Genomic DNA, 16,591 nt, shown 5'->3' on the forward strand with positions numbered 1-16,591 from the left:
GGCGGCTCCGTCACGGGAACCGCAGCGCGTCCGGGCCGAGGGGCGGTACCAGTCCCTCGGCCGCCGCGCGCGTCAGCAGGCCCCGCACCGCCGCGTAGCCGTCCTCGCCGAGGTCGGCGGTGAACTCGTTGACGTACAGCCCGATGTGCTGGTCGGCGACGGCCGGATCCATCTCCTGGGCGTGCTCCATGACGTACGGACGTGTCGCCCCGGGGTCGTCCCAGGCGGCCCGTACGGAGGTGCGGACCGAGTCGGCGAGCAGGGTCAGGGTCTTCGGGCCGAGGGACCGCTTGGCGATGATCGCGCCGAGCGGGATCGGCAGCCCGGTGGTCCGCTCCCAGTGCTCGCCCATGTCGGCGAGCTTGTGCAGCCCGTAGTTCCGGTAGGTGAAGCGCGCCTCGTGGATCACGAGTCCCGCGTCGACCTTCCCGTCCCGCACGGCCGGCATGATCTCGTGGAACGGCATGACGACGATCTCGCCGATCCCGCCGGGCAGGGTGTCCGCCGCCCAGAGGCGGAAGAGCAGGTACGCCGTCGACTTCTCGCTCGGCACCGCGACCGTACGGCCGCTCAATCCCCCAAGCTCTCGGCTTCGCTCGAGCAGGGAGGTGCCCCCATGCCCTTCGCCCCGCGTCAGCACCAGCGGCCCGCAGCCGCGGCCCAGCGCGCCTCCGCAGGGCAGCAGGGCGTACTCGTCGAGGACGTAGGGGAGGGCCGCGTACGACACCTTCAGCACGTCGAACTCGCCGCGCTCGGCCATGCCGTTGGTGATGTCGATGTCGGCGAAGGTGACGTCGAGGGCGGGCGCGCCGGGGACGCGGCCGTGCGCGAGGGCGTCGAAGACGAAGGTGTCGTTCGGGCAGGGGGAGTACGCGATGCCCAGCGGCCGGTCGCCGGTCGCGGACTGCTCACCGGACTCGGGGGACTCGCCGGGCTTGCGGGATTCACTGGTCATGCCGGTTCCAACTCTCCAGGACGGGCGCGAGCTTCCCGAAGCCCTCGGTGAGGGCCGTCAGGGCGTCGCCGATGCGCCAGGCAGCTCGGTCGCGCGGGCCGACGGGGTTCGAGACCGCCCGGATCTCCAGCACGGGCACCCCGTGCGCGGCGGCGGCCTCGGCGACCCCGAAGCCCTCCATGGCCTCGGCGAGCGCGCGGGGGTGCAGGTCGCCGAGGTGCGCGGCACGGGCCGCGGTGCCGGTCACCGTCGACACGGTGAGGACGGCGCCGGTGCGCGCGCCGGTCGCGGCGGCCACGTTCCGGACCAGGGCGGCGGGGGGCAGATGGGTGACGGTGCCGAAGCCGAGGGCGGTCACCGGCAGGAAGCCGTCCGCCGTCCCGGCACCCAGGTCGGCGGCGGTGATCTCGTCGGCGACGACGAGCGAGCCGACCGGCGCGTGGGGTGCGAAACCGCCGGCGATCCCGGCCGAGACCACGAGGTCGTAGGGGCGGCCGGTCAGGGCGGCGGCGGTGAGGGCGGTGGCCGTGGAGGCGGCGGCGAGGGCCGGGCCGACACCGGCGGCGAGCACGTCCGGGCCGTCGGCGATCTCGACCACGCTCACCCCCGGCAGGGCGACCTCGCGCGAGGTTCCCGGGAACGCCCCGGCCACCGCGTCCCGCTCGGCGGGGACCGCGGTGGCCACGAGGACGCCGCCCCGGGCCCTCAGCCCCGTGCGGGCGGGCCACCCGGGGGCGGCGGACGTACCAGGGCCGCCGGGGCTTTCAGGGCCGCCGGGGCTGTCAGGGCTGCGCGGGCCGGCCGGGTTGATCAGGCGTCCTTCTTCAGCCGGAAGGACCACAGGCCCGTGGCGTTGCTCTCGCCCTCCTTGACCGACACCAGGGTCGAGTCGCCCTGGGCGCCGTACTGGGCGTTGAAGAAGACGCTGCCGGGGATGGTGCGGTACGTCTTGGTGCTGGAGTCGGTCAGCGGCTGGCCGTTCATCAGGATGGTCCAGCCGTTGTCGGCGATCTCCGGGTCGACACCGAAGCGCACGGTCTCGTCCGGGTCGACCGTGATCTCCTTGACGCTCTTGTCCTGAAGGCACTTGGTGACGTCGGCGGCCTTCAGCGCCTCGCCGTCGCCACCGCAGGTCGCCTCGGAGCTCACCGAGGAACTGCCGACGGTGAGGGTGGAGATCGCCGTCGGCTTGTCACAGGCCGACAGGACGAGCAGTCCGGCGGATACGGCGCCGGCGGTGGCGACGGCACGGCGGCGCCGCACGGCGCGGGCACTCGGAGCGGCTGCGCCGCGAGGCAACGTGGTCATGGGTGAAAGGCTATCGGGCGCGTCCCGCCCGCTCCCCACGTGGGGGTACGGCGTGGCCGGAGCGTTACGCCACCCGCGCGCGTCCGGCGCCTCCTCCGTGCCGGGCCGAGCCGAGCAGGCCGCGCACGGTGGTCAGCCAGCCCGTGGCGACGATCGCGGCGCCCACCGCCAGGCCCAGTGACCCGATCAGCGGCATCACGATGCCGATCGCCCCGCCGAGCACCCACGACACCTGGAGCAGCGTCTCGGAGCGCGCGAACGCCGACGTACGGACCAGTTCGGGCACGTCCCGCTGGATCAGCGCGTCCAGGGACAGCTTGGCCAGCGCCTGCGCGAACCCGGCGACCGCGGCCAGACAGGCGATCACGACCGCGCCGAACAGCGCCGCCGCGGCGATCGCCGCGGCGGCCACGCAGGCGACCACCGTCACGATGATGATCTCCGGCGCCCGGGATCTCAGCGACGCCCCGACGGCCGTACCGAGCGCGTTGCCCGTGCCCGCCGCCACGCCCACCACGCCCAGGGACACGGCGGCGCTCTGCCCGGTCATCGGATGCTCGCGCAGCAGGAACGCGAGGAAGAAGATCAGGAACCCGGTCAGACAGCGGATGGACGCGTTGGCGGCCAGCGCGTGGGTGACGGCCGGGCCGACCGTGCGCAGGCCGGGCCGCTTGACCGGTTTGAGGTGCGGGCCGTGCAGATGCGTCTCGTCCGCCGCGAGCAGTGCCGTGTCCTCACCCTTCGCGGAGTCCACCTTCGACGGCAGCGCGAACGACAGCACCGTCCCCGTCACGAACAGGACGAACGCCCCGTACAGCGGCCAGCGCGGCCCGATCTGGTGGAGACCCGCGCCGATCGGGGCCGCGATGCCCGTGGCCAGCAACCCGCCGAGGGTGACCCGCGAGTTGGCCTTCACCAGGGAGAACGCGGGGGGCAGCAGCCGGGGCACGACGGCGCTTCTGACCACCCCGTACGCCTTCGAGGAGACCAGCACGCCGAGGGCGGCCGGATACAGCTCGATGCTGCCGGTGACGACCGCCCCGGACAGCACCAGGGCGAGGACCGCGCGGGCGAGCATCGCGCCCGCCATCGCGGCCCGGCGGCCGTGCGGGAGGCGGTCGAGGAGCGGGCCGACCACCGGGGCCAGGAGGGTGAACGGGGCCATCGTGATGGCGAGGTAGAGGGCGACCCGGCCGCGGGCCTCGTCCGTGGGCACGGAGAAGAAGACGGTGGACGCGAGCGCGACGGTGATCATGACGTCGCCGGCGCCGTTCACCCCGTGCAGTTCGATCAGTTTGCCGAGCCCGGACTCGCCGGCGCCGTGCGCGTGGGTGGCGCGGCGGATTCCGCGCGCGGTCCCGGTCACCGGGAAGCGCAGACCGCGCCCGAGCGTACGCAGCGGGTTGCCCGTCCGGCCCGTCGCGGCGCGTCGGCCCTTTCCCTTCACCCTGACCCCGTTCGCCTCACCGGTCCCGGTGGCGCCCTGGGGTGTCCTCGCGGTAGCCACGACGTTCATAGTGCCCCGATATGGCGGTACGTAGTGCCGTAACCGCGGTGACGGCTCCGACGCGTGCCGCTGTCCGGCGGAACAGCGCACCGGCGCGGTGTCTGCCGGCCGCCCTGCCGGGTACCCGCCACGCCGGTGCGGTACATGTGCGACGGCCGGCGCGAGGTGTTGTGGACCGGGCGGATTCCGGCGCGCGGTGGCCCGAGAACTACCGTCGGTGTAGGCCATACGCACGTGAGAAGGTAGCGTGCGTATCTCAGCCATCCCGCAGAATGGATGGAGGCGCGCCCGAGCACGAACAGGCGCGGACGTCGACGCGGTCCTGCGGTCCGCTCCGTCCGCCCCCGCGCTGGGAGTGGCGCACTCGTGAGACGGCGTAGGAGAGAAGCGATACCTGTGAGCGCAGCGACAACGCGAAGCCGCACCCCCGACCGCCTGTGCGCCGAGGCGGTCGACCTCGCCCGTGCCGCCGCCGAGGAGGCCGCCGCGCCCGGGGTCGTCGGAGAGTACGAGGGACTCGTCTCCGAGGGCGACCGGGTCGTCACCCACTTCTTCGCGTGCCGCGAACTCGGCTACCGGGGCTGGCGCTGGGCCGTCACCGTCGCCCGCGCCTCCCGCGCCAAGATCGTCACGGTGGACGAGGCGGTCCTGCTGCCCGGCCCCGACGCGCTGCTCGCACCGGAGTGGGTGCCGTGGAGCGAGCGGCTGCGCCCCGGTGACATGGGCCCCGGCGACCTGCTGCCCACCGACGCCGAGGACCTGCGTCTGGAGCCCGGCTACTCCGGCGATGACGAGCCGGCGCCGAACTCCACGGTCTCCGCGGAACTCGCCGAGCTGGTCGAGGCGGAGGACGCCGAGGTCGCCGGGGTCGCCCCGGCCGACCTGACGATCGCACCCGCCCGCGGCTCGATCGCGTCGGTCGCCGAGGAACTGGGCATGCGCCGGGCCCGCGTCCTGTCCCGCTACGGCCTGCACATCGCCGCCGACCGCTGGGAGGAGGCGTTCGGCGCCAAGACCCCGATGGCGCAGGCGGCCCCCGCGCCCTGCGTGAGCTGCGGCTTCCTCGCCCCCATCGGCGGCTCCCTGGGCCAGGCCTTCGGTATCTGCGCCAACGAGTTCGCCCCGGCCGACGGCCGCGTGGTCTCCCTCTCCTACGGCTGCGGCGGCCACTCCGAAGCCGCCGTCATGCCGAAGCCGCCCCACCCCCCGGCCCCGGTCATAGACGAAACCCGCGTCGACCCGTTCCCGCTCCGCCCGGCCCCCGACTCCGGCTCGGTCCCGGTGACGGAGGACGAGGCGTCGGCGGAGCTGGGGCACTCGTAGGGGGTTCCTCCTCTCCCGCGCTCCCGCGAACCGGCCGCGTTGTCGGTGACGCGGCGTACGGTGCGGGAGGAAGGCGGGGAGCGGCCTCGCCGTGTGCGGTGCCGGGACAGGCCCCCCGTCCCGGGTGTGACACACCGTCCCCCCAGCGTGAGCGCTTTGGCCGCCATTGCCACAATGCCGCTCTTTTGAGCGCTTGCAGGCCACTTGTCCGCCGACTGCTCATGTCTTTTCGGCAAGGTATCCGCCTCCGGCCCCGCAGCGCCGGGACCGCGGGTTCCGGAACACCGGCCCGGCGCCGGGCGGTCCGCGACGTGGAAGCCATCGGGAGAGCGCCGTCGGGTTTCGGGCTCGGGTGGGCACTGACCTGCTGGAGGCGACTCACGTCATCGTGCCGGCGGCCCTGGAAAGGGAACCGGTGCGAACCGGGGGATCGATCCTTTTCCGCCGCGCCTCTCCAGCGGCCGGCGCCGATCGACGGCGGCCGCGACCTCCTCGCAGGCTCGGCAGGTATGGGGCCGGTCCGGCATCCACCGGCGGGGAGGCATCCGGCTCCTGTGCGAAGCAGCACGCCCGGGGCCGAGCCTCGGCCCGGCTCGTCGGACACCCCTGGCGCGGTACCTTCGGTCTCACGCCGATCAGGGCCGATGAGGAGAGTGACCGTGAGCAAGTTCGTACGGCCCGCTGCCGAGGGTACGGACCCGTTCGGTACGGCGCGGCTGCGGCGCGGGGTGCTGGACGCCTGGGCCGCCAGCCCCGCACGGTTCCGTGAGGACGCCAACGCCGAGGAGGACCTCGTCCTCGGCGGGTACCGGGACCGCCTCGTCGTCGAGCTGGCGCAGAACGCCGCCGATGCCGCCGCCCGCGCGGGAGTGCCGGGACGGCTCCGGCTCACGCTGCGCGACGGGGTGCTCGTCGCCGCCAACACCGGTGCCCCGCTGGACGCGGCCGGGGTCGAGTCGCTGTCCACGCTGCGGGCCTCCGCCAAGCGGGACACCCCCGACCGGGCGGTGGGGCGGTTCGGGGTCGGCTTCGCCGCCGTCCTCGCCGTCACCGACGAGCCCGCCGTCGTCGGCCGGCACGGCGGGGTGCGCTGGTCGCTCGCCGAGGCACGCGGGCTGGCCGGTGAGAGCGCCGGGGACAGTGCCGGGCTGGGCGACGAGATCCGCCGGCGCGACGGGCACGTACCGCTGCTCCGTCTCCCGTTCGCCGCCGAGGGCACCGCCCCCGACCCGTACGACACCGCCGTCATCCTGCCGCTGCGCGACGCGGCCGCCGCCGACCTCGCCGAGCGGCTGCTGCACGCCGTCGACGACGCCCTGCTGCTCGCCCTGCCCGGTCTGGAGGACGTCGTCGTCGAGATCGGCGACGCCCCGCCCCGCACCGTGCGCCGCGGCACCGACGGCGCCCTCACCGTGATCGAGGACTCGCGGGACGGCACCACCCGCTGGCGCACCGTCGCCGCGCACGGGCCGCTCACGCCGGATCTGCTCGCCGACCGGCCGATCGAGGAGCGGCTGCGCCCACACTGGTCGGTGACGTGGGCCGTGCCGGTGGACTCCGACGGCACCCCCGCCCGGCCCCGCACCAGCCCGGTCGTGCACGCGCCGACGCCGAGCGAGGAGCCGTTGGGCGTCCCGGCCCTGCTCATCGCCTCCTTCCCGCTGGACTCCACCCGCCGGCACACCGCTCCCGGCCCGCTCACCGACTTCCTGGTGGAGCGCGCCGCCGACGCCTACACCGAGCTGCTCGCCGCGTGGCGTCCGGTGACCGCCGGGATCATCGACCTGGTGCCCGGTCCGCTCGGCCGGGGTGAGCTGGACGGCGCGTTGCGGCAGGCGGTTCTCGGGCGGCTCCCGCGGACCTCGTTCCTGCCGCCCGCCGTCGAGCCGGGCGGGCGGGGCGAGGGAGACGAGGGGGACGGGACGGGCGCGGACTCCGATCTGCCCGAGACGCTGCGGCCCCGGGACGCCGAGATCGTCGAGGGCGCCGGCGCCGACACCGTCCGGGTCCTCGCCGAGGTGCTGCCCACCCTCCTGCCCGCCGGGCTCGAACGCCGGGCCGAACTGCGCACGCTCGGTGTGGCCCGCCTCCCGCTGGCCGACGCGATCGACCGGCTGGCCGGGCTGGAGAAGTCGCCCGACTGGTGGCGGCGGCTGTACGGGAGCCTCGCCGGGGTCGACCCCGACCGGCTCTCCGGCCTGCCCGTGCCGCTCGCCGACGGCCGTACCACCACCGGCCCCCGGCAGGTGCTGCTGCCCGGCGGCGAGGCCGCCCGGATCGACCCCGCGACGCTGGCCCGGCTCGGCCTCAAGGTCGCCCACCCGGACGCCGCGCACCCCCTGCTGGAGAAGCTCGGCGCCCTCCCGGCGACCCCGCGCGCGGTGCTCACCACTCCGCAGGTGCGGGCCGCCGTCGCCGCCTCCCTGGACGACGAGGGCGTCCTGAACTGGGAGGACGAGGCGCCCGACGCCGAGGAGCTCGCCGACACCGTGCTCGGGCTGGTGCGCGACGCGGATCTCGAACCCGGCGACGAGCCCTGGCTGGGTGCCCTCGCGCTGCCCGACGAGGACGGCGAACTCTCCCCGGCCTGCGAACTGGTCTTCCCCGGCGGCCCCTTCGCCCAGGTCATGCGCGAGGGCGAACTCGCCGCCGTGGATGCCGAGCTGGCCCGGAAGTGGGGCGAGGCCCCGCTGGCCGCCTGCGGCGTGCTGGTCGACTTCGTCCTCGTCCGCGCCACCGACGTCGTCCTCGACCCGGACGAACTCGAGCCCCGCGAAGGGGACTTCGCCGAGCCCGACGACGCGGGCCTGCTGGACGCCGTGGACGTGTGGAGCGAGGACGTCCTCGACCGCTTCCCCGACAGCCCGGTGCCGCCCGTCGCCACCGAACTCGTCGCCGTCCGCGACCTCGACCTCGTGGACGACGACCAGTGGCCCCGCGCCCTCGCCCTGCTCGCCCGCCCGCCGCTGCGCGACGCGCTCACCCAGCCGGTCCGCGTCCTGCTGCCGGACGGCACCCACGAGGTCGTACGCCCCTACACCGCGTGGTGGCTGCGCGGGCACCCGGTGCTCGGCGGCCGCCGCCCGGCCGGCCTGCGCGCCGCCGGGAGCGACCCGCTGCTGCGCGGCCTGTACGACGAGGCCGACGCCACCGGCTTCGAGGACGAGCAGGTGCTGCGCGCCCTCGGCGTCCGTACGTCGGTGTCCGCGCTGCTCGACGAACCGGGCGGTGCCGCCGAACTCCTCGACCGTCTCGCCGACCCCGACCGTGCGGTCACCTCCGGCCAGCTGCACGCCCTCTACGGGGCGCTGGCCGACCTGGACCCGGATCGGGTGACCCTGCCGGACGAGCTGCGCGCGGTGGTCGACGGCCGGGTCGAGGTGGTGGACGCCACCGACGCCGTGGTCGTCGACTCGCCCGACCTGCTGCCGTTCACCGGGGGCATGCCCCTGCTGCCCGTCCGCCCCTCGCGCGCCGCCGAGCTGGCCGAACTGTTCCAGGTGCGGCGGCTGAGCGAGTCCGTCACCGGCGACGTGGACACCGAGGGCGCCGAGCACGACGTACCGGAGCCGGTGCGGGCGCTGCTCGGGCCGGGCACCCCCGCCCTGTACGTGGAGCACGAGGAACTCGTCGTGGACGGCGTGGAGATCGACTGGCGGCTGACCCGTGACGGGGTGCTGCACGCGGCCACCCTGGAGGGTGTCGCCGCCGGGCTGGCCTGGGCGGCCCGGGAGTGGCCGCGCCGGTTCGAGGTCGCGGCGCTGCTGGAGGACCCGTCCAGGACCGAGGAGCTGGCCAGGGACCGCTGGTTCGACTGACGGAACGGGGGGCCGGGGCCGGATCGGCCCCGGCCCCCCGTTGAAGGCGGACGGTTCGGTTACTTCGTGGGCGCCTGCGCGCCGGACGCCTCCTCGAGCGCCTCGAGCTTGCGGGCGAGCGTCGCCGCGTCGTACGGGCCGGTGTGCCGGCGGTTGCCGATGAAGAACGTCGGGGCGCCGCGGGCACCGCTGGCCTCGGCGCTGGCGGCGTCCGCCCGGACCCGGGCGGCCGTCCTCTCGTCCTCGAGGTCGCGGAGGAACCTCTCGACGTCGAGTCCGAGGTCGGCGGCGTAGCCGGCGGTGTCCTCGTACTCGAGCTCGTCCTGGTGCTCGTAGAGCAGGTTGTGCATCTCCCAGAAGCGGCCCTGGTAGTCGGCGGCGACGGCCGCCCGTGCGGCGAGTTCGGCGTGCGGGTGCACGTCGGGCAGCGGCAGGTGCCGGAAGACGTAGCGGAACCGGTCGCCGAAACGTTGCCGCAGTTCCTGGGTGACGCCGGTGGCGCGGGCGCAGAAGGGACACTCGAAGTCGCCGTACTCCACCAGGGTGAGGGGCGCGTTGAGGGGTCCGAGGATGTGGTCCGTCTCCGGGTCGACCGGACGGTCCAGGTAGCGGGGCAGGTCCGCGTCCGTCTCGCCGCGCAGGACGGCGGCCAGATGGAACACCAGCCAGCCGACGGCGGCGGCGAACACGGCCGCGAGCAGGACACCGACGGTGGCCTCGGCACGGATGACCGGGTCCTCGAAGGCGAGCCCGACGATCAGCAGGGAGACGGTGAACCCGATCCCGGACAGGACGCCGCCGCCCAGGACGTGGCCGTGCCCCACCCCGGTCGGGAGCTTCCCGAGGCCGGTCCGGGTGCCGAGCCAGGCGCCGCCCCAGATGCCGAGGAGCTTTCCGAGGACGAGGCCGACGACCACGGCCCAGGTGACGCGGGACGTCAGGGCGTTGGTCAGGACGCCGTCGCGCAGGTCGACACCGGCGTTGGCCAGCGCGAACACCGGGACGATGACGTAGCTGGACCACGGGTGGAGGACCGTCTGGAGCCGCTCGTTGACGGAGACGGCCTTCTGGAGCCCCTTGCGTGCCGTCTTGCCGACGCCCGCGAGGGGGGACTGGCGGAAGGCGCGGAAGAGCCGCGCGGCCTGCTCCACCCCCTCCCGCGACGGGCTCGTGGCGGGGATCAGGAGACCGCCGAGCATGCCGGCGATGGAGGCGTGGAGACCGGCCTGGAGGGTGGCGAGCCACATCACGAGGACGACCAGGACGTACGGGGCCGCCTGCCAGACGCCGAAGCGGGTCAGCGCGGACAGGACCACACCCAGGACGAGCGCGACGATCAGCTCCGGCACGCTGATGCTGCCGGAGTAGACCACGCCGATCACGGTGACGGCCACGATGTCGTCGATGACGGTGATGGCCAGCAGGAAGACGCGCAGCTGCGTGACGAACCGCGGGCCCACGATGGCGAGGGCGCCCAGCATGAACGCCGTGTCGGTGCCGATGACCACGCCCCAGCCGTGGGCGGCGTCGCCCCCGGGCGCGATCAGCAGGTACAGCAGGACGGGCACGGCCATGCCGCCGATCCCGGCGAGGGTCGGGATCATGAGCCGGCTGCGGCTGTTCAGCTCGCCTACGGAGACCTCGTAGCGGACCTCCAGACCGATGACGAAGAAGAACAGGGCCATCAGCCCGTCGTTGACCCAGTGCCCCAGGTCCATCGACAGTTCGGCGTTGCCGAGGGAGAGGGAAAGGTCGGTGTGCCAGAGGGAGGTGTATGCCTCCGACCAGGGCGAGTTCGCCCAGATCAGGGCCACCGCCACCGCTACCAGGAGCAGGCCCGCGCTGCCCGCCTCGGTCGCCATGAACGTGCGGACCGGGGTGGACAGCTGGGCTCCCAGCTCACTCCGCCGCGACTGGGACTGGGAGTCCCCGGACTTCTTCCTGCGCCACATCATCAGGGGCTCACCGCCCTGGTCCGGCCCCTGGCCGTGGCGGGCCGGCGAGGGAAGAGGGGGACGAGGCTTCGGTCGGATCGCTGGTCTTGAAAGTTCCTACACATGTTTTTCCATTCTCGTACAACCATTCGGCTCGGCCTCGTATCTGATCACGTGAGTCAACAGACTCCATGGTCACTCGGGTCCCGGGTGTGACGACGAGCCGCTGGGTGACGTATCCATAACGTCGACCACCGGGGCCCCTTTCTCCACGTGGAGAACGCATGCGTATTCGCGCCACCGTCGCCGTAGTCTCCGGCGCCCTGGCCTTCACCGCTCTCGCCGTCCCGGCCGCGCAGGCCGACGACTCCGCGGGGGACACGAAGATCTCCAACGTGGTGGTCAACGGCGGCAAGGCCGTCGTCGTCGGCGCCACGACCGCCAAGAAGGTCACCCTCACCTTCACCGCCACCGACAACTCGGGCATCGACTGGGCCCAGCCCATCCTGTACCGCGGCGCGTCCATCCAGAAGTCCGAGACCGGGGCCCTCGCCGACAGCAGCGACGACCTTGCCAAGTGCACCAAGGTCGACGCCACCAAGTCGACCTGCAAGGCCACCTTCACCCTGGAGCAGCAGTACAACCTCATCAACTCGGCCGCCGGCACCTGGAAGGTATGGGTCATCGCCGCGGCCAAGGACGGCGACTACATGCAGAAGGAGAACGCCAAGAGCTTCCACGTGCAGCGCGCCTCGAAGCTGACCGTCAACGCCTCCCCCGAGCCTGTGAAGAAGGGGAAGACGATCACCGTCACCGGCAAGCTGTCGCGGGCCAACTGGGAGACCGGCAAGTACGCCGGTTACAGCACTCAGTCCGTAAAGCTGCAGTTCCGCAAGAAGAGCTCCAGCACCTACACCACTGTCAAGACCATCAAGACCAACTCGACGGGCAACCTGAAGACCACCGTCACGGCCTCCGCCGACGGCTACTTCCGGTACTCCTTCGCGGGCACCACGACCACCCCGGCCGTCAACGCCGCCGGTGACTTCGTCGACGTGAAGTAACGCCGGGCGCTAAGCGGGGAAGCGGCGGTCGACCCACCTCCACAGGACCTCCAGGACGGCCGCCGCCGCCACCGCGATGCCGACCGCGGCCCACGGCATCGTCAGTCCGACCAGCTTCAGCGCGAAGAACTCCTGGAGCCACGGCACGACCAGCACCAGCAGGAATCCGGCGCCCATCGTCGCCACCAGCCCGATCCGCCACCACGTGTACGGGCGGGCGATGATCGCCAGCACCCACATCGAGATCAGGAACAGCGTCAGGGTCGCCGCGCTCGTCTCCGCGGCCAGCGCACCCTCACCGCTGTAGTGGTGGCGGGCGAGCAGGTACGTGGCGAAGGTCGCCAGCGCGGCCAGCACGCCGCCCGGGATCGCGTACCGCATGACCCGCCGTACGAAGTTCGGCCGTGCCCGCTCCTTGTTCGGGGCGAGGGCCAGGAAGAACGCCGGGACACCGATGGTGAGCGTGGACAGCAGCGTCAGATGGCGCGGCAGGAACGGGTACTCCACCTGCGAGCACACCACCAGCACCGCGAGCAGCACCGAGTAGACGGTCTTCACCAGGAACAGCGTCGCGACCCGGGTGATGTTGCCGATCACCCGCCGCCCCTCGGCCACCACCGACGGCAGCGTGGCGAAACTGTTGTTGAGCAGCACGATCTGCGCGACCGCCCGCGTGGCCTCCGAACCGGAGCCCATCGCCACCCCGATGTCGGCGTCCTTCAGGGCCAGGACGTCGTTGACCCCGTCACCGGTCATCGCGACCGTGTGCCCGCGGGACTGGAGCGCGCCCACCATGTCCCGCTTCTGCTGCGGGGTGACCCGTCCGAACACGGTGCCCTCGTCGAGCGCCCCGGCCATCGCCTCCGGCTCGGAGGGCAGCCCGCGCGCGTCGACGACGGTCCCCGTCAGTCCGAGCTTCCCGGCGACCGCGCCGACCGACACCGCGTTGTCACCGGAGATGACCTTGGCGTCGACGTCCTGGTCGGCGAAGTACGCCAGCGTGTCCGCCGCGTCCGGCCGCAGCCGCTGCTCCAGCACCACCAGCGCGACGGGGCGGACCCCGACGGCGACCTCGGGGTCGTCCAAGGCCCGGTCGGTACGGGCGAGGAGCAGCACCCGCAGGCCCCGCTCGTTCAGCCGCCCCGTGCGGGCCAGGGCCGGGTCGTCGGCGTCGAGCAGGACGTCGGGCGCGCCGAGCAGCCAGGTGGAGGCGGGGGAGCCGGCCCCGTCGTCCTCGGCGAAGGCGGCACCGCTGTACTTGCGGGCCGAGGAGAAGGGCAGGGCGTCGGCGCGCCGCCAGTCACCGGGGGCGGGGTAGGCCTCGGCGATCGCCTGGAGCGAGGCGTTCGGCCGCGGATCGGAGACGCCGAGGGCACCGAGCACGTTCCGGACGTACGCCTCGTCGGTGCCGGTGCCGGTGCCGGTGCCGGTGCCGGTGCCGGTGCCGGTGTCGAGCAGGTGCAGCTCGGTGACGTCCATGCCGCCCTCGGTGAGGGTGCCGGTCTTGTCGAGGCAGACCGTGTCGACACGGGCCAGGCCCTCGATGGCGGGCAGCTCCTGCACCAGGCACTGCTTGCGGCCCAGCCGGATGACCCCGATCGCGAAGGCCACCGAGGTGAGCAGCACCAGCCCCTCGGGCACCATCGGGACGATCCCGCCGACCGTGCGGGCGATGGAGTTCTTCAGCTCGTTGTCCTTGACGAACAGCTGGCTGATGATCAGCCCGGTCGCGGTCGGGATCATCATCCACGTCACGTACTTGAGAATCGTGGAGATGCCCGAGCGCAGCTCGGAGTGGACCAGCGTGAACCGGGACGCCTCCTCGGCGAGCTGCGCCGCGTACGCCTCGCGCCCCACCCTGGTCGCCTGGAAGGCACCGCTGCCCGCGACCACGAAGCTTCCGGACATGACCTGGTCCCCGGGCTGCTTGACCACGGGGTCGGCCTCGCCGGTGAGCAGTGACTCGTCGATCTCCAGCGAGTCGGCCTCCGCGCACACCCCGTCGACGACGACCTTGTCACCCGGCCCGATCTCGATCAGGTCGTCCAGCACGATCTGCGAGGTGCCGATCCCGGCGCTCACCCCGTCCCGGCGCACCGTCGGCCGTGCCTCACCGATCACGGCCAGGGAGTCCAGGGTCTTCTTCGCCCGCCACTCCTGGATGATGCCGATCCCGGTGTTGGCGAGGATCACGAAGCCGAACAGGCTGTCCTGGATGGGCGCGACGCCCAGCATGACCACCCAGAGGACACCGATGATCGCGTTGAACCGGGTGAAGACGTTCGCGCGGACGATCTCGGTCAGCGACCGGCTGCTGCGCACCGGCACGTCGTTGACCTGCCCGAGGGCCACCCGCTCCGCCACCTGGGCGGAGGTCAGGCCGGTCACCGGTGAGGTCGGGGAGGCAGGCCGCACGGCACCGGCCCGCGTGTCCGCGTCGAGAGGGGTCATGCAGACGACGGTACGTGGGCCGCAAGGGCTTCACGTGCCGGATGCGCCGAAGATCCGACCTGGGGAGGAGGGGTGTGGGCCCGTGGTGGTACGGGAAGTGCGGGCGGTCGGCCGACGGACCTGCCGGCCGGGCCGTCAGTCGGCCGAGGGGGTGGGGGCGGGGCCGCGGAGGGGCCCGGCCTCCGGGGTCCCGGAGGCCGCTTCCGCGGCGTCCACGGTCTCCGAGGTCCGGGCCGCCTGCTCGGCCTGGGCGCGCTTGATCGCCGTGTCGCGCCGGCGGACGTACCAGATGCCGATGAAGCCGAGCCCGCCGCCGGCCAGGCAGGTCCACAGCCACCAGGTGTGACCGCGGTCGTCGAACCAGCCGTAGAACGGCAGCTGCACCAGGAAGAGGGCGAACCAGAGGATCGTGCCGCCGACGATGGTGGCGACCACGGGGCCCTCGAGGGGCTCGGGTGCCTCGTGCCGGGGGTTCCCCTTGACGACCTCGGAGAGACCCGAGAAGAAAGCGGCCATGCGGACAGCTTACGAGGAGCGCGGGGTGTGACGTCCGTCGCGTCCACGCCACGCCGCCCTCACTCATCTACGCGCGGAGATAGCGAGAGCGGCGTTATATGTTCATACTGAATCCGTTTGTCTCTGGCCGCTTCTGTTCGTAGAAAACACCAAAGGGCTTTGGTTAGAGCCCGCCGGTGATGAGGTTTCCGCATGTCCACGTCGGCCCCCGCCAAGGCTCCGATGCCCGATCAGCCGGGGCCCGGCCCCGGCTCCGGCGCACTGGACCGCTACTTCAAGATCTCCGAGCGGGGCAGCTCCCTGCCCCGCGAGATCCGTGGCGGATTCGCCACCTTCTTCGCGATGGCCTACATCATCGTGCTGAACCCGATCATCCTGGGCAGCTCGACGGACATGTACGGCAACCAGCTCGACAACGGTCAGCTGGTCACCGCGACCGCCCTGACGGCGGCGTTCACCACGCTGCTCATGGGCGTCATCGGCAACGTGCCGATCGCGCTGGCCGCCGGCCTCGGCGTGAACTCGGTCGTCGCGCTCCAGCTCGCCCCGCGCATGTCCTGGCCGGACGCCATGGGCATGGTGGTGCTGGCCGGTTTCGTCGTCATGCTGCTGGTCGCCACCGGTCTGCGCGAGCGCGTGATGAACGCCGTCCCGCACGGTCTGCGCAAGGCCATCGCCATCGGTATCGGCCTGTTCATCATGATGATCGGCCTCGTCGACTCCGGCTTCATCTCCCGCATGCCGGACGCCGCGCACACCACCGTGCCGATGCAGCTCGGGAGCAACGGTCACCTCACGGGCTGGCCGGTTCTCGTCTTCATCCTCGGCGCGCTGCTCACCCTCGCGCTGATCGTGCGCAAGGTGCCGGGCGCGATCCTCATCTCGATCGTCGCGATGACCGTTCTCGCCGTGATCATCAACGCCGTGGCCGACATCGACTCCTGGGGCCTGACGACCCCGACCTGGCCGGGCAACCCGGTCGCCACCCCCGACTTCGGCCTGATCGGCGAGGTCAGCCTGTTCGGCGGCTTCGAGCAGGTCGGCGTGCTGACCGGCGTCCTGTTCGTCTTCACCGTGCTGCTGTCGTGCTTCTTCGACGCGATGGGCACGATCATGGGCGTCTCCGACGAGGCCAAGCTGACCGACGGCGAGGGCCAGATGCCCGGCATCAACAAGGTCCTGTTCATCGACGGTGTCGCGGTCGCCGCGGGCGGCGCCAGCTCCGCCTCCGCCACCACCGCCTTCGTGGAGTCCACCGCCGGTGTCGGCGAGGGCGCGCGCACCGGCTTCGCCAACGTCGTCACCGGTGCGCTCTTCGGCTTCGCGCTGTTCCTCACGCCCATCGCCACCATGGTCCCGTCGCAGGCGGCGACCCCGGCGCTGCTCGCGGTCGGGTTCCTGATCCTGGCGGGCTCGATCAAGGAGATCGACTGGGCGGACCACACCATCGCCATCCCGGCCTTCGTGACCATGGTGATGATGCCGTTCACCTACTCGATCACCAACGGCATCGGCATGGGCTTCATCACCTTCGTGGTGCTGCGCCTGGCGGCCGGGCGCGGCAAGGAGGTGCCGGTGCCGCTGTACGTGGTGTCGGCGGTCTTCGCCTTCTACTACCTGATGCCGGCCCTGGGCCTGACCTGACCTGACCTGGTCCGATCCGACCGGGCCCGGCCCGGCCCGGCCCGGCGGGAGAAGCGCTACGGCTCGCCCCA

Annotated in this window: 11 protein-coding genes; 4 read left to right on the forward strand and 7 right to left on the reverse strand. The window is 72.8% G+C overall.

What is annotated here, in order from left to right:
- Nucleotides 1-10: 10 nt before the first annotated feature.
- The 4 genes from ACIF80_RS09905 to ACIF80_RS09920 all read right to left on the reverse strand — a co-directional run bounded on the left by ACIF80_RS09905 (nucleotide 11) and on the right by ACIF80_RS09920 (nucleotide 3,770).
- Nucleotides 11-955: a 1,4-dihydroxy-6-naphthoate synthase gene (locus ACIF80_RS09905; RefSeq protein WP_399801736.1), complete on the reverse strand. Its 945-nt coding sequence runs from the start codon at nucleotides 953-955 to the stop codon at nucleotides 11-13.
- Complete coding sequence (locus ACIF80_RS09910; protein WP_399801739.1) at nucleotides 945-1,640, reverse strand: futalosine hydrolase; 696 nt, start codon at nucleotides 1,638-1,640, stop codon at nucleotides 945-947. The genes ACIF80_RS09905 and ACIF80_RS09910 overlap by 11 nt, the downstream gene beginning before the upstream one ends.
- A 125-nt stretch (nucleotides 1,641-1,765) precedes the next feature.
- A complete protein-coding gene (locus tag ACIF80_RS09915) occupies nucleotides 1,766-2,263 on the reverse strand; it encodes a DUF2771 domain-containing protein (RefSeq protein ID WP_399801741.1) in 498 nt (165 codons plus the stop codon).
- Between the two features lie 64 nt (nucleotides 2,264-2,327).
- Nucleotides 2,328-3,770, reverse strand: coding sequence for an MFS transporter (locus ACIF80_RS09920; protein WP_399801743.1), 1,443 nt, complete (start codon nucleotides 3,768-3,770; stop codon nucleotides 2,328-2,330).
- A 396-nt stretch (nucleotides 3,771-4,166) separates the two neighbouring features.
- Here ACIF80_RS09920 and ACIF80_RS09925 point away from each other — a divergent pair, with 396 nt between their 5' ends.
- Together ACIF80_RS09925 and ACIF80_RS09930 are read left to right on the forward strand one after the other, a co-directional pair.
- Nucleotides 4,167-5,093, forward strand: a complete 927-nt coding sequence (locus ACIF80_RS09925; protein WP_399801745.1) for a DUF3027 domain-containing protein — start codon at nucleotides 4,167-4,169, stop codon at nucleotides 5,091-5,093.
- Between the two features lie 659 nt (nucleotides 5,094-5,752).
- A complete protein-coding gene (locus tag ACIF80_RS09930; protein WP_399801747.1) occupies nucleotides 5,753-8,911 on the forward strand; it encodes a sacsin N-terminal ATP-binding-like domain-containing protein in 3,159 nt (1,052 codons plus the stop codon).
- A gap of 59 nt (nucleotides 8,912-8,970) precedes the next feature.
- Here the strand turns inward: ACIF80_RS09930 and nhaA are convergent, their stop codons facing one another.
- Nucleotides 8,971-10,863, reverse strand: a complete 1,893-nt coding sequence (gene nhaA, locus ACIF80_RS09935; RefSeq protein WP_399802612.1) for a Na+/H+ antiporter NhaA — start codon at nucleotides 10,861-10,863, stop codon at nucleotides 8,971-8,973.
- A gap of 266 nt (nucleotides 10,864-11,129) precedes the next feature.
- On the opposite strand from nhaA, the gene ACIF80_RS09940 reads away from it, so the two are divergent.
- Complete coding sequence (locus tag ACIF80_RS09940; RefSeq protein WP_399801749.1) at nucleotides 11,130-11,909, forward strand: DUF5707 domain-containing protein; 780 nt, start codon at nucleotides 11,130-11,132, stop codon at nucleotides 11,907-11,909.
- A 9-nt stretch (nucleotides 11,910-11,918) separates the two neighbouring features.
- Here the strand turns inward: ACIF80_RS09940 and ACIF80_RS09945 are convergent, their stop codons facing one another.
- Complete coding sequence (locus ACIF80_RS09945) at nucleotides 11,919-14,360, reverse strand: HAD-IC family P-type ATPase (RefSeq protein WP_399801751.1); 2,442 nt, start codon at nucleotides 14,358-14,360, stop codon at nucleotides 11,919-11,921.
- A gap of 135 nt (nucleotides 14,361-14,495) precedes the next feature.
- Nucleotides 14,496-14,876 (reverse strand): DUF2530 domain-containing protein, encoded by a 381-nt coding sequence (locus tag ACIF80_RS09950; RefSeq protein ID WP_399801753.1) that lies wholly within the window; start codon nucleotides 14,874-14,876, stop codon nucleotides 14,496-14,498.
- A gap of 192 nt (nucleotides 14,877-15,068) precedes the next feature.
- Here ACIF80_RS09950 and ACIF80_RS09955 point away from each other — a divergent pair, with 192 nt between their 5' ends.
- The gene (locus tag ACIF80_RS09955) at nucleotides 15,069-16,520 is read left to right on the forward strand and encodes an NCS2 family permease (RefSeq protein ID WP_399801756.1); all 1,452 of its coding nucleotides are present in this window, start codon (nucleotides 15,069-15,071) and stop codon (nucleotides 16,518-16,520) included.
- The last annotated feature ends 71 nt before the right edge of the window (nucleotides 16,521-16,591 follow it).

Source organism: Streptomyces sp. NPDC085927 (assembly GCF_044540975.1).
In the GTDB taxonomy this organism is placed as follows: Bacteria; Actinomycetota; Actinomycetes; order Streptomycetales; family Streptomycetaceae; genus Streptomyces; species Streptomyces hirsutus.